Origin of the sequence: Streptomyces sp. NPDC093065, assembly GCF_044754585.1 — a bacterium.
Classification (GTDB): Bacteria; Actinomycetota; Actinomycetes; order Streptomycetales; family Streptomycetaceae; genus Streptomyces.
The window spans coordinates 190081-212020 of record NZ_JBIVPJ010000015.1; the positions used below are offsets into that span (position 1 = coordinate 190081).

Annotated in this window: 21 protein-coding genes and 1 pseudogene; 15 read left to right on the forward strand and 7 right to left on the reverse strand. The window is 71.0% G+C overall.

Annotation, left to right across the window (positions count from 1 at the left end):
• Positions 1–25: 25 nt before the first annotated feature.
• From ACIQFU_RS25130 to ACIQFU_RS25145, 4 genes are all read right to left on the reverse strand, one after another.
• The gene (locus ACIQFU_RS25130) at positions 26–2089 is read right to left on the reverse strand and encodes a multicopper oxidase family protein (protein WP_402554412.1); all 2064 of its coding nucleotides are present in this window, start codon (positions 2087–2089) and stop codon (positions 26–28) included.
• Positions 2086–2304, reverse strand: a complete 219-nt coding sequence (locus tag ACIQFU_RS25135; protein ID WP_402554413.1) for an MbtH family protein — start codon at positions 2302–2304, stop codon at positions 2086–2088. Before ACIQFU_RS25135 ends, ACIQFU_RS25130 begins: the two co-directional genes overlap by 4 nt.
• Positions 2305–2433: 129 nt before the next feature.
• Positions 2434–3540, reverse strand: coding sequence for a FecCD family ABC transporter permease (locus ACIQFU_RS25140; protein WP_402554414.1), 1107 nt, complete (start codon positions 3538–3540; stop codon positions 2434–2436).
• Positions 3537–4592: a FecCD family ABC transporter permease gene (locus ACIQFU_RS25145; RefSeq protein ID WP_402554443.1), complete on the reverse strand. Its 1056-nt coding sequence runs from the start codon at positions 4590–4592 to the stop codon at positions 3537–3539. Before ACIQFU_RS25145 ends, ACIQFU_RS25140 begins: the two co-directional genes overlap by 4 nt.
• Positions 4593–4737: 145 nt before the next feature.
• Here ACIQFU_RS25145 and ACIQFU_RS25150 point away from each other — a divergent pair, with 145 nt between their 5' ends.
• Positions 4738–4923 carry a LuxR C-terminal-related transcriptional regulator gene (locus tag ACIQFU_RS25150; RefSeq protein WP_402554415.1) on the forward strand — a complete coding sequence of 62 codons (186 nt, stop codon included), beginning with the start codon at positions 4738–4740 and terminating at the stop codon, positions 4921–4923.
• Between the two features lie 573 nt (positions 4924–5496).
• Here the strand turns inward: ACIQFU_RS25150 and ACIQFU_RS25155 are convergent.
• Positions 5497–6162, reverse strand: coding sequence for a maleylpyruvate isomerase family mycothiol-dependent enzyme (locus tag ACIQFU_RS25155; protein ID WP_402554416.1), 666 nt, complete (start codon positions 6160–6162; stop codon positions 5497–5499).
• Between the two features lie 717 nt (positions 6163–6879).
• Here ACIQFU_RS25155 and ACIQFU_RS25160 point away from each other — a divergent pair.
• The 3 genes and pseudogenes from ACIQFU_RS25160 (at position 6880) to ACIQFU_RS25170 (ending at position 9303) form a co-directional block, all read left to right on the forward strand.
• Entirely contained in the window at positions 6880–7215 is a 336-nt protein-coding gene (locus tag ACIQFU_RS25160) for a hypothetical protein (protein WP_402554444.1), read from the forward strand.
• A gap of 480 nt (positions 7216–7695) precedes the next feature.
• Positions 7696–8418 carry a YoaK family protein gene (locus ACIQFU_RS25165; protein WP_402554417.1) on the forward strand — a complete coding sequence of 241 codons (723 nt, stop codon included), beginning with the start codon at positions 7696–7698 and terminating at the stop codon, positions 8416–8418.
• A gap of 31 nt (positions 8419–8449) precedes the next feature.
• Positions 8450–9303: pseudogene (locus ACIQFU_RS25170) on the forward strand (SDR family NAD(P)-dependent oxidoreductase).
• Positions 9304–9486: 183 nt separating this feature from the next.
• Here ACIQFU_RS25170 and ACIQFU_RS25175 read toward each other — a convergent pair.
• The gene (locus tag ACIQFU_RS25175; protein WP_402554418.1) at positions 9487–9993 is read right to left on the reverse strand and encodes a cupin domain-containing protein; all 507 of its coding nucleotides are present in this window, start codon (positions 9991–9993) and stop codon (positions 9487–9489) included.
• Between the two features lie 137 nt (positions 9994–10130).
• Between ACIQFU_RS25175 and ACIQFU_RS25180 the strand changes: the two genes are divergently transcribed.
• The 11 genes from ACIQFU_RS25180 (at position 10131) to ssuE (ending at position 20991) form a co-directional block, all read left to right on the forward strand.
• Positions 10131–10565, forward strand: a complete 435-nt coding sequence (locus ACIQFU_RS25180) for an RrF2 family transcriptional regulator (protein WP_402554419.1) — start codon at positions 10131–10133, stop codon at positions 10563–10565.
• Positions 10562–11491: a DsbA family protein gene (locus tag ACIQFU_RS25185; RefSeq protein WP_402554420.1), complete on the forward strand. Its 930-nt coding sequence runs from the start codon at positions 10562–10564 to the stop codon at positions 11489–11491. Before ACIQFU_RS25180 ends, ACIQFU_RS25185 begins: the two co-directional genes overlap by 4 nt.
• 424 nt (positions 11492–11915) lie before the next feature.
• Positions 11916–13487: an ABC transporter substrate-binding protein gene (locus ACIQFU_RS25190; protein WP_402554421.1), complete on the forward strand. Its 1572-nt coding sequence runs from the start codon at positions 11916–11918 to the stop codon at positions 13485–13487.
• Positions 13484–14512 (forward strand): ABC transporter permease, encoded by a 1029-nt coding sequence (locus ACIQFU_RS25195; RefSeq protein WP_402554422.1) that lies wholly within the window; start codon positions 13484–13486, stop codon positions 14510–14512. The genes ACIQFU_RS25190 and ACIQFU_RS25195 overlap by 4 nt, the downstream gene beginning before the upstream one ends.
• 3 nt (positions 14513–14515) lie before the next feature.
• Complete coding sequence (locus tag ACIQFU_RS25200; RefSeq protein ID WP_402554423.1) at positions 14516–15400, forward strand: ABC transporter permease; 885 nt, start codon at positions 14516–14518, stop codon at positions 15398–15400.
• Entirely contained in the window at positions 15400–16308 is a 909-nt protein-coding gene (locus tag ACIQFU_RS25205) for an ABC transporter ATP-binding protein (protein ID WP_402554424.1), read from the forward strand. The genes ACIQFU_RS25200 and ACIQFU_RS25205 overlap by 1 nt, the downstream gene beginning before the upstream one ends.
• Complete coding sequence (locus tag ACIQFU_RS25210) at positions 16305–17153, forward strand: ABC transporter ATP-binding protein (protein WP_402554425.1); 849 nt, start codon at positions 16305–16307, stop codon at positions 17151–17153. Before ACIQFU_RS25205 ends, ACIQFU_RS25210 begins: the two co-directional genes overlap by 4 nt.
• A gap of 49 nt (positions 17154–17202) precedes the next feature.
• On the forward strand, positions 17203–18543 hold the full coding sequence (locus ACIQFU_RS25215; protein ID WP_402554426.1) for an LLM class flavin-dependent oxidoreductase: 1341 nt from the start codon (positions 17203–17205) through the stop codon (positions 18541–18543).
• 11 nt (positions 18544–18554) lie between these two features.
• The gene (locus ACIQFU_RS25220) at positions 18555–19595 is read left to right on the forward strand and encodes an LLM class flavin-dependent oxidoreductase (RefSeq protein ID WP_402554427.1); all 1041 of its coding nucleotides are present in this window, start codon (positions 18555–18557) and stop codon (positions 19593–19595) included.
• Positions 19592–20362, forward strand: coding sequence for an alpha/beta hydrolase (locus tag ACIQFU_RS25225; RefSeq protein WP_402554428.1), 771 nt, complete (start codon positions 19592–19594; stop codon positions 20360–20362). The genes ACIQFU_RS25220 and ACIQFU_RS25225 overlap by 4 nt, the downstream gene beginning before the upstream one ends.
• A gap of 71 nt (positions 20363–20433) precedes the next feature.
• On the forward strand, positions 20434–20991 hold the full coding sequence (gene ssuE, locus ACIQFU_RS25230) for an NADPH-dependent FMN reductase (RefSeq protein WP_402554429.1): 558 nt from the start codon (positions 20434–20436) through the stop codon (positions 20989–20991).
• A 52-nt stretch (positions 20992–21043) separates the two neighbouring features.
• Here ssuE and ACIQFU_RS25235 read toward each other — a convergent pair whose 3' ends face one another.
• Positions 21044–21919: a glutathione S-transferase C-terminal domain-containing protein gene (locus tag ACIQFU_RS25235; RefSeq protein WP_402554430.1), complete on the reverse strand. Its 876-nt coding sequence runs from the start codon at positions 21917–21919 to the stop codon at positions 21044–21046.
• Positions 21920–21940: the final 21 nt, after the last annotated feature.

Below are 21940 nucleotides of genomic sequence, written 5' to 3' on the forward strand. Positions count from 1 at the left end.
CTGGTGGGGCGCGTGTCGGTGGGGGCTAGTGCGGCGTGTGCCGAGTCGTCGAGGTGCCGGTGGACGGTGCCCCGCCGTGGCCGCCGTGCGGGGCGAGGGCCATGACGGCCTGCGGCTGCACCACGAAGGGCCGCATCATCATCATGTCCTCGTGCTCGTAGATGTGGCAGTGGTGCATGAAACGGCCGGGCTCGTCCTTGAACTCCGCGGCCACCGTGATCATTTCCGCCGGATGGAGGGCGATGGTGTCCTTCGGACCCTTCTCCGCGGCGGTCAGCGTACCGGCCCCCTTGCGTTTGAGCGGGGTGGTGGTGCCCGCTCCGTAGCCGCCTTCCTCCAGTTCGAAGAAGGTGAAGGTGCTGACGTCGTACAGGTCGCGGCTCAGCCCCTGGAAGGCGGTGGCGTGCAGGTGCATGGGGTGGGGGTAGGAGCCTTCGGACTGCTCCAGGCTGAGGAACGTCCAGCGTTCGGTGGTGCCCGCGGGCACGGTGAAGGCGACCGGGTCGGCGTAGGTGGACGAGACGCGCCGGAAGGTGCGTACCCGGCCCAGGGCGTCCTCGAACTGGACGATGCCGTCGACGGGCAGGTCGCCGGTGGGGTCGTCGGTCTCCTCCATCTCCCACAGTTCGGGGTCCTTGGGGTAGACGGGGGTGACCAGCACCATCCGTTCCCGGGACCCGGCGAGCTTGCCCCGGTCGACGGGCCGGAAGGAGCGGGCAAGCTTGTCGGGCACCGAGTAGCCGCCGCCGTGGGCACGTGAGGCGACCCGGAACTCCAGCATCTCGGCGCGGATCCCGGGCTCCGGCAGGGCGTTGGCCAGGCGCAGCCGCTGTCCGCGGAAACGGGAGAAGTCCACGAGGACGTCGGCCCGTTCCGCCGGGGCGAGGGCGACGCCGTCCACGACCGGTGCCGGCACGGGCAGCAGACCGGCGTCGGTGCCGATCTGGACGAACGCCCCGGACGGCACCTCCCGGCCCTCCTCGTCGAGGAGCTTCAGCAGATAGGGCCGGTTGTTGGAGGCGTTGAGGACCCGGAAGCGGTACCAGGCGGCGTCGACGTCCTGGTAGGGCCAGATCTTGCCGTTGACGAGGGTGTACGGGCCGGTGAAGGGGCGCACCAGCTCGTAGGGGTCGTCGGCGACGACGATGCCCTTGTAGAGCAGGTCCCCGGTGAACGCGCCGTCCGCGTCGAGGTCGAGGTTGCGGTCGAACAGGACCAGCGGCACCTCGTGTTCGCCGGAGGGAAGGCGCAGACGGGCCTCCTCGTCGTCGCGGACCAGGTACAGGCCCGCGGCCAGGCCGGTCATCACGTTGAGGTGCGTGATGTGCATGGCGTGGTCGTGGTACCACAGGCCGCACGCGGGCTGCCGGTTGCCGTACTCCGAGAGCTGGGCGTGCGTGGGCAGGACGGCGTTCTCCGCCCATCCGTCGTTGGCGCCCCCGGTCACCGCGCCGTGCAGGTGCACGGCGGTCCAGGGCGGCAGGGCCGCGACGTCTTCGCGCAGGAGGCCACCCTCTCGTCCGGGGCGGTCCCACATCAGCGGTTGACCCTCCTCGTAGGAGAAAGGGACCCGAACGGCGGGGACGGGGAACGCGCCGGTGAGGTCGTTCTCCCAGGCCACGCGGAGCCGGCGGCCGCTGCGCGCCTCGATGGTGGGGCCGAGGTGGGAACCCTCGTACGTCCACAGGCGGGTGGCCGGCAGATCCCGGTGCAGTCGCACGGAGGCGCTGCGCAGGGAGACCGTCAGCGAGCCGTTGCGACCGCGCAGCACCGGTGGCACGGGCAGCCGGTCGACGAAGGGCCTGAGCGTCGCAGCCGCCTTTGCCGCCGCCCGGACGGCGGCCGTGTCGGCCCGGGTGGCGTACCCGGCCTCGCGAGCCTCTTCGAGGGCCTGCGGCAGCGTGTCGAGCGGTGTGCCGAGGGCGACGGTCATCAGGTCGGGGCGGGGCGGGACCGGCGCTGCATGGGCGCTGCCTCCGGTGAGCAGGGCACCCGCTCCGAAGGCGGCACCCGTGCCGAGGGTGCCGGCCCCGACGAGGAAGCCCCGTCTGCCGAGCGCGGCCCGTCCGAGATTCGGCAAGGAGGTCATGAGGCGTCGGCAGCCATGCTCTCGATCAGGCTCTTGGGGCGCAGGTCCGTCCAGTTCGCCTCCACGTACTCCAGGCACGCGGCACGCGTGTCCTCTCCGTGGGCCACCGTCCAGCCGGCGGGAACGTCCGCGAAGGAGGGCCAGAGCGAGTGCTGGCCCTCGTCGTTGACGAGCACCAGGTAGGTGCCGTTCTCGTCCTCGAACGGGTTGGTCACAACTCCTCCTTCGATCTACTTAGGTTAGGCTAACCTTCCCTAATCGCAGAAGACAAGAGCGACCCACAGGCCACTTCCGGCCATCAAACGCCCTTGACCGCAGAGGACTTGAAGGGCCCGGACACCGCGTCAGACCGCCCGGCCCCTACGCCGGTGGAAGAGCACCCATGCCAGGTAGGCGCCGCCCAGCACACCGGTCGTGACGCCGACCGGCAGCTGTCCGTCGCGCTGGGTGTCGGCCACCAGGTGCAGCTCGGCGAAAAGCGGCATGGCCTGGTTCGACACGAGGTGCGCACCCGACAGCAGCGCCGCCCCCGTGGCACCGGCCGCGAGCACGCTCACCGGTCCGCGGGTGAGCATCATCGCGATCTGCGGCGCGGCGAGCGCCACGAACGGCACCGGCCCGGCGCTGGCCACGGCGACTCCGCACAGCCCCACGCCGAGCAGGGTGAGGGCCAGCCGTGCCCGGGTCACCCGGACACCGAGGCCGTGGGCCAGTTCGTCGCCCATCTCCAGCATCCGCAGCTGCCGGTTGAGCACGACGGCGGCCGGCAGCAGCACGGCGAGGGCCACCGCCATGGTCTGCACGGAACTCCACGACCGGCCGTTCAGGGTGCCGATCAGCCAGACGTGCGCGTTCTGCGCGTTGTGCAGGGTGGATCGCGTCAGCAGATAGGAGTTCACGGAGCCGAGCATGGCCGTCACACCGAGCCCGATCAGGACCAGCCGCACCCCGTGCAGACCACCGCTGCTGGCGAGCAGGAACACGACGGCAGCCGTGGCGAGGCCACCGCCGACGGCGCACACGGCGACTGCGGCGGCTCCCCCGCCGAACACGATGGCGACGATCGCCCCGGTCGCCGCACCGCTGTTGAAGCCGATGACGTCCGGGCTGGCCAGCGGGTTGCGGGAGACGTTCTGGAAGATGGACCCGCTGATGCCGAGCGCGCAGCCGACGAGCACGGCCAACAGCGCCTGGGGCAGCCGCTCCTGGTTGACGAAGTGGACCGCCAGCCGGTCCCCGGTGCCGAAGAAGAGGGCGCGCGCGACGTCCGCCGGAGCCACCGCGTAGGCGCCGGTGCACAGGCTCACAGCGAGCAGCAGCGCCGCGACCGCCAGAGAGGCCGCGCACACCTGAACCGTACGACGGTGGCACCGGAAGGAGAGACGGCCCCAGCGCACGGAGGCGGCGGGCGGCCTGCGCACCGCGGAATGGGGCGTTCGGGTGAGCGTCACAGGGACACCGTCCGGTACCGGCGCACCATGGCGATAAAGACCGGCGCGCCGATCACCGCCGTCACGGCACCGACCTCCAACTCCCCCTGTGGGAGCACCAGTCGCCCCACGATGTCCGACACGAGCAGGAGCACCGGCGCCAGGAGCATGCAGTACGGCAGCGACCAGCGCAGGTCGGGACCGCTGAGCCAGCGGGAGACCAGCGGCACGACGAGACCGACGAAGCCGATCGGACCGGCGGCGGCGGTGGCCGCCCCGCACAGCAGGGTCACCGCGATCACGGTCGCCACCCGGGTCCTGCCCAGGTGTACGCCCAGCCCCCTGCCCAGTTCCTCCCCGAGGGCGAGGGCGTTCAGGGCGCGGGCGAGGAACATTGCCACCACCAGGCCGGTCAGGACGAACGGCACCAGGTCCACGACGAGTTCGGGGCTGCGTCCGGCCAGTGAGCCGACCATCCAGAACCGCAGGTAGTCGTAGGTCGCGGCGTCGAAGACCGTCAGCCCCGCGATCACTCCCCCCAGACAGGCGCTGACGGCCGCGCCGGCCAGCGCCAGCCGCACCGGTGTCGGGCCGGCCCGCCCGGAGGCGCCCAGGACGTACACCACGACGCCGGCCAGGGCCGCGCCGAGAAAGGAGAACCAGACCAGGGACGTGAAGTCGCCGAGGCCGACGACCCCGATCCCGAAGACCACCGCGGCCGACGCTCCCGCGTTGACCCCGAGGAGCCCGGGGTCGGCGAGCGGGTTGCGGGTGATGGTCTGCATGAGCGAGCCGGCGACTCCGAGCGCCGCTCCGACCATGAGGCCCACCAGCGTGCGGGGCAGGCGCAGTTCACGGACGACACCCGTGGTGTACGAGCCGTCGTCGTGCCACAGCGCGCCCCACACCTGGGCGAGAGAGGTGTCCTTGGTGCCCAGCCAGGTGCTCAGCAGCACCAGCAGGAACAGTACGGAGGCCAGTAGGACGATTCCGCCGCCGCGCAGGAGCGCCCGGGGCCCCGCCCGGACCGGCACGGCCCGCGGAGCGCCGTCCACCACCGCCGTGTCCCGCACTCCAGAACGACGGTTCACCCGGGCACTCCTCAGGAGTCGACATCGACGAGCGGAAAGCAAGGCAAGGCTAACCTACATTCGTCTGCCGGTCCGGCGCACCAGGGCCACTTCGGAGCCCAGTTCGCAGCAGCCGAGGTCGGCGGTGGTGGCCGCCTGGGCCCGCCGGCAGGAAGGTGGAACACTGCGCCCTCCCTCCGAACCGTTGACCCAGCGCGAAAAGGAGGCGGCAGCGCTGATCGCCGCGGGACTGACGAACACCGAGATAGGCGAAGAACTCTTCGTCTCCCTCGCCACCGTAAATCCCATGCGGCCAACCTCCAACGCAAGCTGAAGGTCCGCAACCGGATGGGCATCGCCGCATGGGCATGGCAGACCGGTCTTGCACCGACCGATCAGACGTAGACGTAGACGTCACGACGGCGCTGCAGCGGACGGCCACCGTCTGGTGCGAGCCCGGCTGCTGCTCGACTCTGGCCATCAGCTCCCAGCCCGACCACTCGTACAGGACTGCCGCCGCAGTATCGGACGCGACGACGCCGGACACCGGACACGATGCCGCGACAAACCGACATGCCCGACCAGGCCGCCTTCGAGTTTCGGAAACCCAGGAGCCAACAGAGAGCCGGGTGACAGCCACTCTCCGGGCTGATCCGGCCAGTTCACCGGGTAACCGTCGCCCGCATGGACCCCCCGCGAGGACACGCATGGTTTGTTGACGGGATCCGACACCGCTTGTTACTCAGGACCGAGAATGCCTCGCTTCAGCGGAGGGTGATCAGGATGCTCCCGCAGGCTGACCACCCACTCTCATCACCGGCACGACAGCAACCATCCACGGCAGGTCGACCCGGTATGGCCTCAGCCACTGGCCCGGGGAGCCGGGCAGGATGCCCACGACATCAGCTCACGCCGGCCCGCAGCGGCTGCGCAGCAGTTCCACACCGTCGCCGTCGAGGTCGTCGCAGTACGTCGCGCGTCCGGTCATGGCCATTACCAATGCCAAGGTGGGACCGGACACACGCGGTCCGGAACCGGTCGTGAACGGACCGTCATCCGCGACGAGTTCCAGTCCACCGATTCGCCCCTTGGCAACAACTACGAGATCCGAGCCCTGGTAATACTCGGCCACCAGCGTGACGACCTCGATCGGATAGTCACGACGGATGCCCAGCGGGCGCCGGATGTCTTGTCCGTGCACGATCGTCTCGCCCAGCATGGCGATGGCAGGCAAGGGAGGCTTGGTCTCGCTCGGGATGATGTGCCGGAACCGCTCAAGGGTCTCAGCCGGAGTCGTGCCCAGCTGCTCGGCCAGCCGCATGGCCACCTGCTTGTCGAAGTCGAACCGGCAGCGGATCACTCCCGCCAGCCAGCGCACGGTGTTCAGGCTGGCGCCCGCGGTGAGATGCGCCAACACCTCACGCACCGTCAAACCGGAGCACAACGAAAGCGTCGTCCACTGCTCGGCCGTCAGATCTCCAACATCGGCTGCCAGCGCCGCTCGCTCAGTGCGGATCAAGGGCCAGACCCCGGTTCCACGGCTGCGGTCAGCTGTCAGCTTGGGATCAGTCATACGGGCAGGTCTCCTGTCACGGGTCGTGGTCTCCATCTTCCCGGGCTGGAACAGGTGAGCGTCCGGCACGGGCGTTCATGGGGAAGACTCCTACACCGGAGCGAAGTCATCGCCCGTGAGTAAGCTTTCCTCTAGCACTCGAACCGGGATCGCACGGTCCTGCTCCCGCGGTTGGCGTGACAGGTTCCGCAGCCGATTCTCAGCGTTGCCAGTTCTCATCGACATTTTCGAGCCGTCTGATCGCCAAGTGCTACCCGAAACCATCGACAAACGTTGCTGGCTCTCGATTACGAAACCACCCGCACCCACCCCCAGCATCGCCATCAGCCCTCTGCAGGACCCAGGGCTTCGGCACAGTCGGCGGGCGCCCGCTTTGTGATCACGAGAGGCCGAGGAGCGCGAGCGGACGACGGACGTCGCATGCCGTGCGGCGGACGCCGGCGGCGAAGCTCTTGACGCCGCTCAGCCGGAGGGCGCCGGCGGCGAGATTGCGCCAGGTTGCATCCCGCGGGGTGCGTTGCCGGTTCGCTTCGCAAGGACGACGCCACTGGACGATGCGCGCTGGGAGGCGCGACTGAGCGCTTTCCAGATCGCCCTCGAAAGCCGCCTGGGCGTCACTCGCCGCAACCGTCTACGCCCACGTCCGGCTCCGCTTCCAACGCGACGCCATCAACCCTGTGTGACGAGGTGCGGGACCTGGAGACGGCGGGCACCTTTGTGGTCCAGGTCGATGAGCCCGCACTGCGCGATGCGCTGCCGCTGCGAGCCGCCGATCGTGCAGCGTACTGGACGTCGGCTCCGGCTGCGCCCAGGCCGCCGCGATGCCGCCCACCGGCTGGTTGGGACTCCCCCGACGCTCCGCCAGGAACCGCAGGACGTGCGGTGTGCGAGGCTTTTCGCTGGTCTTCGCGCGGCACAGGGCCTGGGTGCACCCGCCCCCGCTCCTGCTTGCCCGGCGGGCTCTGTGCGGCGGTGGATTGGTTGTTCGGCACGACGTACTCCTCTGCCGTGCCGGGCCACGCCCCCCGGCACGGGCTCGTACGACTGCCGTAGACACGACACGACGCAGAAGGGTTGGGAGCAGCGGGCCCCGAAGGACCTCGACCCCCGCGCTCGGCGGCGTGGCTCCGGAAGCGGGCGGAGATCGGCAGTACGCCACCAAGCGATCCGGATGCTCACCGGCACGGCAGCACCGCCGAAGCCACGAGCCGCCGGTTCCCTCCAATGGGCGAGGTTCCACAGTTGGCCACGTGTGGTGGTGCGCTCCAGCGTGCAGGTGAGGAGATCTCCCTGGATGTCCGGCGACGCAGCCAACGCCCGCCGCGCGGAGGGCAACTAGCGGCGCAAGGCCCGCCTGTCGGCGCCGTAGAGTTCCCCGGAGAGTCAGACAGCACCTGACCTGTACGTTTTCCAGACCAGTGACATGGTGTCAGCAGCTACACGTGGAACCGGAACTCCCCCACGTGCCCACACACAGGGCTACGAGAGACGCGCCTTCGCCGGAACGGCGCCGTCACGCGAGACCCTGAGCCCATGAAGCCGACGGACAGCGATGCCTCGTACCTGGTGGGACTGTTCGCGCTCACGGTTGCCACCGGCCTCGTGGACGCGGTCAGCTACCTGGTGCTGGACCACGTCTTCACCGGGAACATGACCGGCAACGTGCTGTTCGTGGGCTTCGGGCTCGCCGGGTCCGGGCAAGTGCCTCTGCTGAACAACGCGGTCGCCCTGGCGGGGTTCCTCGCCGGCGCAATCGTCGCAGGACGCTTCGTGCACGGGCGCACGCACGTCACGCGCCTGCCCACCGCTCACCTGCTGGCCCTGTCCGGCACCGCTGCCACGGTCCTCGTGATCGGAGTCGCCTGGCGGCTGCTGGGCGCTCCGGCCGGCGGATGGCTGATCGGGCTCACGGCTCTGCTCGCCGCGACGATGGGTGTGCAGGCGGTGGTCGCCCGCGGGACACGGATCTCCGACGTCACCACAGTGGTCATCACGAGCACGCTGGTGAACTTCGCGCTGGACAGCCCGCTCGCCGGCGGCACCGGCGACAAGTGGGTCCGCCGCGCGGGAGCGGTTGTCTCGATGGGCGCAGGAGGTGCTCTCGGCGCGCTGCTGATCAGTGCCTGGTCCGGCGCCGGGGCACTTCTCGTGGCCGGTGCGTGCATGGCCCTCGGCGCGATCGGGCTCGGGGTGGCGCGGCACCGGGAAGGACGCCGGGCGGTCAGCACTCGAACGATCCCTGAACGACCCGGATAGAAGCCGGACGATGAACGACAAGAAGTCAGAGATGAGCGAGAACCGAGTAGTGGTCATCACCGGGGCGGCCCGCGGGATCGGTCGCGCCACAGCCGTGGCTTTCGCACGAGAGGGATACAGCGTCGCCGGGGCCGACATCGCGGCCCCGGCGAGTTCCGCGATGGACTACCACCCGGCGACGCCCGAGGACCTCGCCGTGACCGGGCGGCTCGTCCAGGAGGCCGGGGCCGAGTGGCTGCCGGTGGTCTTCGACCAGCGCGACCGTAGCGCGGTGAAGGCCGGGTTCGACCAGGTCGTAGAACGTTTCGGGGATTCGACGTCGTCTTCGCCAACGCCGGTATCCAGGGCTTCGCGTCCCTGCTTCAGATGAGCGACGAGCTCTGGGACGACCAGATCGACATCAACCTCACCGGCACCGCCAACGTTCTCCGCGCCGCCGCGCCGCTCCTCATCGAGCGCGGAGGCGGACGGATCATCGTCACGTCCTCCACCCAGGGCCAGCACGGCACCCTCGACGGCGCAGGCTACTCGGCGTCCAAGTGGGGACTGATCGGGCTGATGAAGTCGGCGGCCCTCGACCTCGGCAAGCACGGCATCACCGTCAACGCCGTCATCCCGGGGCTGGTCAACACGGCGCTCACCCGTCACGAGGACCGCTATGCGCAGATCATCCGCACGGGCGGCAACGAGCCCACCGGCGACGTCGCCAAGGATGAGCAGACGGCAGCCGACGCCCAGCGCGGCAAGCTGCCGCTCGGGGTGCCGTGGGTCGAGCCCGAGGACGTCGCACCGCTGGTGGTGTTCCTCGCCTCCGGCGAGGCGCGCATGGTGACCGGCACCAGCTTCGCCGCCACCGGCGGCGACAGCGCCAACATCACGGCGTGATGACCACGATGGCGACGCTCTAGCTGTATTGACCCGCAGGGCTGTTCACGCGGCCGATCGGTGGGTGGCCGTCGAGTGCGGTGTGGCATCGGTGGTGGAGCGTCGGCGGCCCCGCCGGGCCTACAGGCGGCACCTGAACGCGCCGCACGGTGTTCGCCGTGACCGAGTGGGTCTTCGCCTCGGTCAGGTGTCCTGTGCCGGGAGTGCGTACAGCTCTGGGAGGTTGACCACGATCGCCTCCTGCGTACTGCGGGCGATCACGACCACCGCCTCGTCGGTGGGGTCGGGGTTCTCCTCCCGGTGCGGGACGAACGGCGGGACGAAGATGTAGTCGCCGGGTGAGGTGCGCAGTCGGATCTCTTCGGAGCGGCCGCCGGTGTCGTCCAGAAAAACGAACTCGGGGTGGCCGCTGACGACGTAGATGGCGGTCTCCGACTCGCCGTGGTGGTGGTCGGAGGAGGAGGTGGCGGGAGCGACGTGGGTCTGGCCCATCCACAGTTTCTCGGAGCCCACGGCCCGGCCGCTGACGGCGGCGAACCTGCGCATGCCCCCGGTCTGCGCGGTGCCCCCGTCCAGGGAGTCGGCGCGGATGTGGTGCAGGCGGGCGCGCAACGCAGGGACCACGGGCGCGGGGGCATCTGGCAGGTGGGGGTGGAAGCCTTCACCGGGGGCTGTCAGCGGCTCGCTCATATCGAGGACGCTAGGAGAGGCCCGAAAAGGATGTCAAGAGGTGTCCAATGCCCTTCACCTGCAGAAATGTTGCCGCAATACAGCGTGGGCGGGGTGAGGGTCCGTGTCGGCGTGTTCGGGTCGGGCATCATGAGCGCATGCATATTTCCGCGAAGGCGGACTACGCCACGCGTGCCCTTCTGGAGCTCGCCCGTGAACCTGCCCGTCCGCTGACCTGTGAGTCCATCGCCTCGTCGCAGCAGATTCCGTTCCGCTTCCTGAAGTCCGTGGTGGGTGAGCTGCGCAAGGCCGGTCTGGTGCGCAGCCAACGAGGTTGCGAGGGCGGTTACTGGCTGGGGCGGCCGGCCGAGGAGATCACCCTTCTCGACGTCTCTCGCGTCGTCGACGGTGAGTTGCTGACCCTGCGCGGCGAGCCCCTGGCCGCGCTGGTCTATCCGGGTGCCGCGGCGGGGCTGCCCGAGGTGTGGCGCCGGATCGAGGCGGACGCGGCGGCAGTCCTGGGTGCGGTGACCGTGGCCTCGTTGCTGGCCGGGGCGACGGGCGAGCGGCTGGCCGGGACGGGGGCCGCGTGACGTCGGTGCCGGACGCGCCGTCGGCCGAGGTGGTGGAGTACACCGATCCGCTGTGTCCGTGGGCGTGGGGGTCTGAGCCCGTGTTCCGCGCGTTCCGCGCGGCGCTGCCCGACGAGGTCCGCGTGCGCCGGGTGTTCTGCATCCTGTTCGACGAGGACGACGACCCGGCGCCGGATCCGGAGGCGGAGACGGCCTGGTACGCGGAGTACGTCGCGGAGATCGGCCGGCACACCGGTGCCCCGCGGGCCGTGCGGCTGAGCCGGGTGGCGGCGAGTTCCTGGCCCGCGTCGCTGGTCGCGAAGGCGGCGGAGCCGCAGGGCGCCCCTGTCGCCGACCGGGTACTGCGCCGGCTGCGGGAGACGGCGTTCGTCCTCGGCGAGCCGGCCGACACCTTCGAGCTGGCCCTGTCGGCGGTGTGGGGCGTCCCCGGTCTGGATCCGGCGCGGCTGGCCGCCGACGCGCGGTCCGACGCCGTGCGGGAGCAGGTCTGTGCGGACCGTGCCGAGGCGCGCCGTCCGGTCTCCGAGGCGCGGTCGGTGCCGGGCGGTTCGCCGCATCCCGGGGCTGCCAAGGAGACGGTCGACGGCGGGTACCGGTACGCGCTGCCGACCGTGCTGGTCCGGGGGCTCGGGGGGCGTCGGCTCGTACCGGGCCTGCGCCCCTACGAGGCGTACGCGGATGCTCTGCACGAGGTGTTCCCGACGCCCGCGCGCGAGCCGGAACGGCTGGCGCCCGAGGAGGCCCTGCGACGGTACGGGAGCATGACCGAGCCCGAGTGGAGGCTGCTGACGGACGGGCCCTGGCCGTCGGCGGGGGCGGTTCGCGTCGAGACGGGCAACGGTCCGCTGTGGCTGCATCCCGAGGAGGCCGCAACCCACCCCGCGGTCCGTCCGCGCGTCCCCGGTCGGCCTTCGACGGGCGTCTGATCTGCGGTCAGGGCTGCGTCCCGCCCAATGAGACACCAATTGGTGTCCATTGACAGGCGCTCATCGCTGCCTCCAGGATGTGCAGCATGCTCACGACGCACCCCGCAGTGGTGTGCCGCTACGTGGATCTGCGGCGCACCTGCAGCGCCCTCTGTCGCTGACCGGCCGCACTTCGCGGCTTCCAGGCGCCTGACGCTCCGACACCTGCTGTCAGTCCGGCCGTCCGCCGCTCAACCGCGCCCGCCGCCCGCGCCGCCCGCTCTCCGCACTCTTCGCCACACTTCACCGTCCGCTCCCCTCCTTCGGCACGGAACGCCGCCCCGGCGCGTCCGAACGGACGTCGGCGCGGCCGGCCACCACCCCTTGCCCCGCTCCCGTTCCGGCTGCCCGGACACGGCTCGGGGACCGTCACAGAAGGTACGACATGCCCGGACGACTCACGCCCCGCCGCCCCGGACCGCTCCGCCGATCCGGCCGACTGCGTGCCACCGCACTCGGCGCCGCACTCGCCACCGTGTTCGTCCCCGCCCTCAGCGCGTGCGGCGGTGACGCGGCCTCCGCGAACGGCGGCGCCACCCTCAAGTGGACCTCGACCTACTTCCCCGCCCACTGGGACCCGGTCGTCGGGGGAAGCGGCGCCCAGTTCCGTGAACTCTCCCTCGTCTACGCCTCGTTGACCCGCACTGACGCCACGGGCAAGGCCGTCCCCGACCTCGCCGAGAGCTGGGAGTACAACGACAAGGGCGACCGGATCACCTTCCACCTGCGCCCCGGACTGAAGTTCAGCGACGGCGAGCCCGTGAACGCCGACGCCGTCAAGGCCGCGATCGAACGTGCCCAGAAGCAGAAGAACTCGGCGCTCTTCGGTGACCTGACGTCGATCGAGTCGGTCGACGCCGACGGGCTCGACGCCGTCGTACACCTCAGCCAAGTCGACTACCAGATACCGCAGTTGCTCGGTCAGCGGGTCCTGCAGATCGCCAGCCCCAAGGCAGCCGCCGCGCCCGAGAAGCTGGACCAGAACCCGGTCGGTGCCGGTCCCTTCACCGTCACCCAGATCGTGCCCGGGACCAAGGCGGTCCTGAAGAAGAACCCCGACTACTGGGACGCGGAGAACATCCACATCGACAACGTGGAGCTGACCTCGGCCCCCGACGCCTCCACGGTCGTCTCGGGGCTGCAGACCGGCGTCTACAACTTCGCCGACATCGACCCCAGCCAGGCGGACGCCGCCAAGAAGGCCGGCCTCGACGTCTTCGTCCAGCCCGGGTTCAACGCCTCCAACATCAGCCTGAACATCAACAAGGCTCCGTTCGACAACGACAAGGTCGTCGACGCGGTCCGGCACGCCGTCAATCGGCAGGAGTTCGTCGACAAGCTGACCTTCGGCTACGGCGAGGCGACCAACCAGCCCTTCCCGAAGGGCTACGTGGCCTACGACCCGAAGTCCGCCGACGGCTACCCCTACGACCCGGCCAAGTCGAAGAAGCTGCTCGCCGAAGCCGGTTACCAGGCCGGTGACATCAAGCTCGACCTGGTCATCCCCTCGGAGGATCCCCAGGCGGAGATCGTCCAGTCGCAGTTGGCCAAGGTGGGCATCACCGTCGACATCAAGATAGACAAGAACTGGGCCACACCTTTCTTCGCCAAGGAGCTTGTTTTCTCGCTCTACGGCACCACCGGCCGCGACTCCGCCGCCCAGACCCTCACCGCCCACTTCGGCCCCGACGGGCCGCTGAACCTCAGTTCCCCCTACCAGCCGAAGGGCTTCGAGGCGGCCGTGGCGAAGGTACGCCAGACCCCGCTGGACGCACCCGAGTACCCGCGAGTGCTCCAGGACGCGACCCGGGCCGGACTGCGGAGCAAGGCCCTGGTCTTCACGTACTCCTCGCCCAACCTCGTCGCCAAGAGCAAGTCGGTCTCCGGCCTGCCGAAGAACCCCGCTCACATCGACTGGACGGGCGTGACCATCGGCGGCAAGGAGGCGACTCCGTGACGACGACCGAGGCACCGGCAAAACCCGCGCCGCCGCGGGCACTCGCCAAGGCCCGGGGGCGGCACACGCTGGGCCGGGCCCTGACCACCGTCGCCAGGTCGGTCGCGATCTTCGTGCCCGTGTTCCTGGTGGCGACGTTCGTGACGTTCGCGCTGCGCTCACTGAGCGGCCTGAGCCCGGCGCGGATCCAGCTCGGCGAGGAGGCGACCCCGGAGGCCATCGCCCGGGTGGAGGCGCAGTGGGGACTGGACCGGCCGTTCCTGGTCCAGTACGGCGACTGGATCGGTGGCGTGCTGCAGGGGCAGCTCGGGTCGAGCTGGAGCAACGGCGCGGACATCTCCACCCTCATCGGTCTCGGCCTGGGCGTCAGTCTCTCCGTGGCGACGTTCGCGCTGATCATCGGTGTGGTCGTGGGCTTCGCCCTCGGCACCCTGGCGGCGCTGCGCCGCACGACATGGGTCGACCGCGCGATCACCGGGTTCGTCACGGTGATCTCGGTGATGCCCGCGTTCGTGGTCGGCATCGTGCTGGTCGCCGTACTCGCCGTGCAGTTGCATCTTTTCCCCTCCGCCGGTTACGTGCCGGCGGAGCAGGGGTTCGGACCGTGGCTCGCGCACATCACGCTTCCCGCGCTGGCGCTGAGCTTCGACGTGATCGCGGACGTGGCGCGCCAGTTGCGGTCCAGTCTCGTCGCCGCCTACCAGGAGAACTACGTGACGGGCGCGGTGGTACGAGGGCTGAGCCCGCGGCGGATCTTCTTCGTCCATGTGCTGCGCAACGGACTGGGTCCGGCGCTCGCCACCCTGGGCCTGAAGTTCCCGGCCCTGGTCGGGGCCTCCGTGGTCACCGAGTGGATCTTCGGCCTGCAGGGCTTCGGCCGCTTCGCCAACGACTCCGCCCAGGCCGGTGACGTACCGGCCGTACAAGGAGTGCTCGTGGTGTCGATCGCGCTGGTCGTCACCTTCAACCTGGTCGTCAACCTGGTGCTGGCGCGGGTCACGCCGGCGTCCCAGCGGGGAGTGTGAACCATGGTCCGTCGCGTCCTCTCCCTCGCCTCCGGCCGTGTCGCCGTCGCGATCCTGACCGCCGTCGCCCTGCTCGCGGTCCTCGGACCGCTGCTGGCCCCGCAGGACCCGCTGGCCACCAGCGACCACACCTTGGCCGCCGCGTCCGGCGGCCACTGGCTGGGCACCGACTACCTCGGCCGGGACGTCCTCAGCCGCCTGCTCGACGGCTCCCGGGTCAGCGTGCTCGGAGCCCTCGAAGTGGCGTTCACCGCACTGGTGGTCGGCGCCGTCCCCGGGATCCTGTCGGTGTACCTCGGCCGGGTCTTCGAGTGGATCACCCTGCGGCTGGCCGACACGCTGGTGGCCCTGCCGTTCCTGCTCTTCGCCGTCGCCGTGATCGCCCTGCTCGGCAACGGGCTGACGCAGGCGATGCTGGTGACGGGGGTGCTGGTGTCGCCCCTGTTCTACCGGGTCTCGCGCGCCGCCACGTTGGCGGTGGCCCGCTCCCAGTACGTCGAGGCGGCGCTGATCTCCGGCGCTTCCGTCGGCTGGGTGGTGCGCCGCCATGTGTGGGCCAAGGTGCTGCCGCCGATCGCGGTGGCGTTCGCGCAGACCATCGGCGTCGGCTTCGTCATCGTCTCCAGCCTGACGTTCCTGGGCATCGGTGTGCAGCCCCCGGAGCCGACCTGGGGCGGTCTCCTCGCCTCCGATCTCGGCTATCTCAGCCACCGTCCGTGGGCCCCGCTGGTCCCCGCGCTACTGATCATGGTCACCGTCTGGGCGGGCAACCTGCTCGCCGACGCGATCCGAGACGTGTCCGGCGAGGCGGGCCGGGCCCTGCTCAAGGGCCGCGGAACCCGCGCCGGCCGAACCGACTCCGCTCCCGCCGCTACAGGAGATGCGTGATGACAACGGCATCCGAGAGGCTCCTCACGCGGGCCGAGGAAACCGGCCTGCCCGCAGCGCGGGATCCGCAGTCCCCGCCCGCGCCCCTGCTCGCCCTGCGCGACGTGCGCATCGGTGACCGGAGCGACGGCCGGGAGATCGTGCACGGCGTGAGCTTCGACCTCACCCCCGGCAAGGTGGTCGGCATCGTCGGCGAGTCCGGCAGCGGCAAGACCCTCACCTGCCGCGCGGCCCTCGGCATCCTGCCGGCCCACTTCGACGTCACCGGCGGCACCGTCGAGATCGGCGGCACCGACATCACCGGTCTCACTCCCGCCCGGTGGACCGCGCTGCGCGGGGCGACGATCGGCGCGGTCTTCCAGGACCCGGCGTCCTATCTCAACCCGTCGCTGCGGATCGGCAAGCAGATCGCGGAGGTCGTCCGCGTCAAGAAGGGCCTCGGCCGCCGCCAGGCACGCGGGCGGGTCCTCGATCTGCTGCACGCGGTACGGCTGCGCGACCCCGAACTGGTCCACGACCAGTACCCCTACGAGCTGTCCGGCGGCATGCTCCAGCGGGTCCTGATCGCCGCCGCGATCGCCGCGGACCCGCGGATCCTCATCGCCGACGAGGCCACCACCGCACTGGACGTCACCGTGCAGGCGGAGATCCTCGACCTCCTTGCCGACCTGCGCGAACGGGCCGGACTCGCCCTGGTCGTCGTCTCCCACGACCTCGCCGTCGTCGCCCAGTTGTGCGACGAGGTACTGGTGATGCGGCAGGGCGAGGTCGTCGAGCAGGGCCCGACCCGCACCGTCCTGGACGAGCCGCGGCACGCGTACACGCGGCTGCTGATCGACGAGCACGAGCAGTACGGCCTGGAGAAGTTCCGCACGCCTCAGGGCCTCACCCCCCGGGAGGACGCATGACCACCGCCCGGACAAGGGCCGTTGCCCGGCCCGTCCTCGACGTCACCGGTCTGCAGGTGCACTACGGGGCACGCCACCGACGCCGACGGGCCCTGGACGGCGTCTCGTTGAGCGTCGCGCCGGGCGAGACGCTCGGCCTCATCGGCGAGACCGGCTCGGGCAAGTCGACGCTCGCCCGCGCCGTGCTCGGCCTGGTGCGCCCCTCCGCCGGGTCGGTGGTCCTCGACGGCGAGGACGTCACCGATCACGGCCCCCGGCAGTGGCGCGACCTGCGCCGCCGAGGTGTGGTCCAGTACGTCTTCCAGGACCCCCTGCGCAGCCTGGACCCCGACCTCACCGTGGAGGACTCGCTGACCGAGCCGCTGCTCGTCCGGGGTGTGGCCCGGGCGGAGGCGGGGGCACGGGTGCGCGCCTTCCTCCCCCGGGTGCGGCTGTCCGAGGACCTTCTCGGGCGACTGCCCGGGGAGCTGTCCGGCGGGCAGCGCCAGCGCATCGCCGTGGCCCGGGCACTGGTCACCGAGCCGCGGCTGGTCATCCTGGACGAGCCGGTCAGCGCCCTGGACTCGGCCAACCGGGTCCAGGTGCTGGAAATCCTCAGGGAACTGCGCGCCACCGGAGTGGCCCTCGTCTTCATCTCCCACGACCTCGGATCGGTCGCCGGGATCGCCGACCGGATCGCCGTGCTGTACCGGGGCGAGCTGGTGGAGACCGGTACCGCCCGCGACGTCATCGGCCGGCCGCGACACCCCTACACCCGTCTGCTGGTCGGCTCCGCGCCCACCCTGCACGGCGCCCCCGCCGACCGTTCCGAACGCGAGGCCCTGCGCGCCCTGCTGCACGCCTGACCCGCCCCGCCCGCGCCCCACACCGTCCTCACCACAGACAGGAAGAAGCATGCCCCGGAAGATTCATCTCGCTCTGCATCCCTACGGCGTCGGCGGCCCCGGCCAGCACGGCCTGTGGAAGGACCCCCGCGTCGCCAAGAACGCCAGCATCGACATCGAGTACTACATACGCCAGGCCCAGGCCGCCGAACACGCGCTCTTCGACGCCCTGTTCATCGTGGACAGCCAGTTCATCAACGCCACCTACCCGGCGCACTACCTCAACCGGCTGGAGCCGCTGACCCTGCTGTCGGCCGTCGCCACCCACACCCGGCACATCGGCCTGGTGGGCACGGCCAGTTCGACGTACAACTCGCCCTTCAATCTGGCCCGCCGCTTCGCCTCGCTGGACCACATCAGCGGCGGCCGGGCCGGCTGGAACGTCGTGACCAGCTTCGACACCGGAACCTCGCGCAACTACGGGCTGGACGAGCACCTCGACTACACCACCCGGTACGGAAGGGCTCTGGAGTTCGTCGAGGTCGCCCGCGGGCTGTGGGACTCCTACGAGGACGACGCCTTTCCCGCGGACTTGGAGCGCAACGTGTTCCTCGACCCCGCCAAGCTGCACGCGCTCGACCACGAGGGCGAGCACTTCAAGGTCGCGGGCCCGCTGAACCTCTCCCGCTCGCCGCAGGGCCAGCCGGTCGTCTTCCAGGCCGGTGTCTCCGAGGAGGGCCGCGACCTCGCCGCACGGGTCGCCGAGGGCATCTACGCGCCGGGCGGCTCGCTGGAGCAGGCACGGGAGTACTACGCCGACATCAAGAAGCGGACCGCCGCGTACGGCCGCGACCCCGACCACATCAAGATCTTCATCCACGGGGGCCCCGTGGTCGCCGCGACCGACGAGGCGGCCCGGCGCCGGGAGCGGGAGATCTTCGAGGAGGACAACGACTTCGACCGGCATCTCGCGCTGCTCGGCCGATCCTTCGGTGCCTACGACTTCAGCGTGCACGACCTGGACGCTCCGTTCCCGGACGTCGCCCACCTCGCCGAGAAGGGGGGCCGTACGGGTGCGGCGAGGATCATCGAGCGGGCCAGGGCGGAGGGGCTGACGCTTCGTCAGGTGGCGCAGTCGGTCGCCGAGTTCCGTCGCTCGCCGTTCGTGGGGGCGCCCGAGACCGTGGCCGACACGATCGAGCGGTGGTTCGACGCCGGCACCTTCGACGGCATCAACCTCGCCTTCCGCACGCAGGACGAGCTGGACCTCTTCGTGGACGGGGTGGTGCCGATCCTGCAGAAGCGGGACCTGTTCCGCACCGAGTACGAGTCCGACACCCTGCGCGGGAACCTCGGCCTGCCGGTTCCGGCGAACCGCCACACCCTCGACCGCCTTCCCGCGAACGGCTGAGGGGACCTGCCATGACCAGCGGGAAACCCCGCTTCAGACTGGGCTTCCTCACCCACGTCCAGGGCCGTGACGCCGACCTCTCCCGGACCTACCGCAACGCCCAGGAACTCTTCGTCGCGGCCGACGAGTTGGGCCTCGACGTCGGCTGGGTGGCCCAGCACCACGTTCCCGGCGGCGGTGGCGGGCTGTCCTCGCCGTGGACCTTCCTGGCCCACGCCGCCGCGCGCACCAGCCGCATCCGTCTCGGCACCGCCATCACCGTCCTGCCGCTGGAGGACCCGGTCCGCCTCGCCGAGGACGTCGCGACCGTCGACACGCTGAGCGGCGGCCGGGTGGAGCTGGGCGTGGGCAGCGGCTCCAGCGACCTGGAGTACGCCGCGTTCGGCCGGGACGCGACCCGCAGACGCGAGCTCACCAGCGAACACCTCGACGTGCTGCGTCGCGCCCTGCGGGGCGAGGAGGTAGGCGCCCCCGGCTTCCGCGTCCAGCCGACGCCCGGGGACTTCACCGACCGCATCTGGCAGGGCGTCTTCAGCGCGCGGGGAGCGGCGTACGCCGCGAGCCTCGGATCGAACCTCCTCCTCAACCGGGCCGCCTACGGCCACGACGCGTCCACCGACGAGGTGCAGCGTCCCTGGACGGACGCCTACCTCACCGCCTGGAACCGGCCCCGCGGACCGCGCATAGGAGTGTCGAGGCTGGTGTTCCCGGCCAAGGACCGGCGTACGGCGCTGGCCCACATCGGGGACGACGTCCACCGCGCGGCGCTGCGCATGGCCAAGAGCGGCGCGTTCCCCGAAGGGCTGGACAGGGACGAGGCGCTGCGCCGTTTCCACGCCTTCCACGGCTCCCCGGAGGAGATCGTCGCGGCCTTCCGGCAGGAGAAGGTGCTCCCTCTCGCGACGGACCTGATCACCCAGTTCAATCCCGCGGTCCCCGACCAGGACGCCACGATCCGCGCGCTGGAACTCATCGCGACCGAGGTGGCACCGGCCCTGGGCTGGAGCCCGGCACCCCGCAACGAGCCCGTACCCGCAGGAGCCCGCACATGAGCGACCACACCGACCACCACGCCCCCGAAGGGCTGCGCACCCGGGGCACGGTCATCGTCGTGCCCGGCCGGGGCGAGACCCGGGCCACCTACGGACGGCTCGCGGCGCGACTCGCCGCCGACGCGTACCGCGTCCGTGTCGTCGACAACCCCGACACCACCGCCGCCGATCTCTCCGGGGCCCTGGACCGCTTCGGCGCCCGGCTGGCCGACGCGGTCGAAGGCGCCGTCACCGACGGCGCCGTGGCGGAGCCCCTCGTCCTGCTGGGGGCAGACGCCGGGGCCGCCCTGCTCGCCGCGCATCTGAGCACTGCCGCGCTGCCCACAGGCGGCCGGAGGCCCGACGCGGCCGTCCTCGCCGGGCTGCCGGGCCGTACAACCACCGGCGTCGGCACCTGGGACGAGGAACTCGACGTACGCACCTCCTGCCCCGCGCACCGCGGGACGCTCAGCACCGACACCCAGGTCCGGCGTGGTTCGCTGAACGAGGCGCTGTCCCCGGCCCTGCTCGACGCGGCCTACGATGCCGAACTCACCGTTCCGGCACTGTTTCTCGTCGGCGACGCCGACCCGCTCGCGGACCGCGGGGCCCTGGGCCGGATCTCCGCCTCCCTGCCCCGCGCCCGCCTGTCGGTGGTCCGGGACGCGCACCACGACGTCCTCAACGACGTGCAGCACCGTTCGGTGGCCGCCGAGATCGTCGCCTTCCTGGAGACCGTGCGCAACGAACTGGTCCCCGTGGTCACGGTGGAGTCGAGCGCCTGGTGACGTCCGCGGTCGGGCCGGTGATCTCCCGGCCCAGCCGCCCCGCTGAACCCCCGACCGCGAAAGGTGCCCTCATGGCCGCCATCCTCTCCGTCTCCGGAAGCCCCTCCCCCACCTCACGGACCGCTCGCCTCCTGCGCCACCTGGACGACCGGCTGCGACTGCACGGGCACCACGTGACACCCCTCGACGTCCGCACCCTGCCGGCCGATGCGCTGCTGGGCGCCGACTTCCGTCATCCGGCGATCACCGGCGCCGCATCGCTCTTCGAGCAGGCGGACGGCGTGGTCATCGGAACCCCGGTGTACAAGGCCGCGTACTCGGGTCTGCTCAAGTCGCTGCTGGACCTGCTCCCGCAGTACGCGCTGGCCGGCAAGACGGTGTTCCCGCTGGCCACCGGTGGCAGTACGGCACACGTCCTGGCCATCGACTACGCCTTGCGGCCGGTGCTCAGTTCGATGGGCGCCCTGCACGTGGTCCCCGGCTGGTTCACGCTCGACAAGGACATCACCGTCGACGAAGACGGGTCGACGGTCGTCGCGCCAGGGGCCGCCGAGGCCCTGTGCCAGGTGACAGACCAGTTCTCCGCCGCGTTGGGCGGGCACACGGCCACGTTCGCGCCGGCCGGCTGAGCCGCGGGCCCACCTCCGGTCGGCGCGGTACGAGGCGCCCGTGCGCATGCCCTCAGCCAGGCATGCGCACGGGCGCCGACTCCTTGCGCGGCGCGTACGAGACCCAGTCCACGATCTGTACCGCCGCGCCCGCGTCCTCCTGGCCCCGGCAGTGGGCGTGGTGCCTGCGGGCAATGCCGTCCAGGTCCAGGTGGGAGCCGAAGGCGGGACGTGCCGCCAGCCGTCGTGCGTACGCCCACAGACGGGGATGATCGGTGATCCGGTCCACCGCAGCGGCGTCCAGGTGGTGCCGGTGCACGGTGTCCAGCTGCACCAGGGTCACCCACAACTGCGCGTCCGCGAGCGAGAGTTCGTCTCCCAGGACGTACCCCCGGGAGGCGAGCCGCCTCTCCAGCGTGTCCAGGGCGCCCAGCAGGGCGGTCAGCGCCGTGCCCCTGGCCGCCGGGTCACCACCGCACTGCCCGGCACGCTGGGCGTTCGCGGTGATGCCCTGCTCGCAGAGCCGGCCCACGGCCTCGATCGCCTCTTCGGCGGCGCGCGGGTGGAGATCGGCGCCGCGACCGCCGAACCTCCGGGCCATGTCCCGCACGATGTCGGGAGTGTGGGTGCTGACGATGCGCCCGGTCCAGTTGTCGCTGAGGACCGGCGCCACGGCCGGGCCCGGGTGTTGGTGCGAACTGGCCTCGTACAGCGGGCGCAGCGCCCGGTGCCCGCCGTCGGGCCCGTCGGGGACGGCGGGCAGCAACGTCACGGCGAGGGTGTCGTCGAGTTCGAGCAGGCCGTGGGTGACGGCGATCTGCAGACAGTGCGGGCACGACAGTGCCAGGTGGAGCCGGTAGCGGTGGGGGGCGGCGAAGTAGCCGCTGCGCGCGTCACAGCCGATCCTGCTGCGGAAGGACGGCGCGGATGTCGGGAAGGTGGCGGACATGCGTCTCCCTGGAGTGCTCAC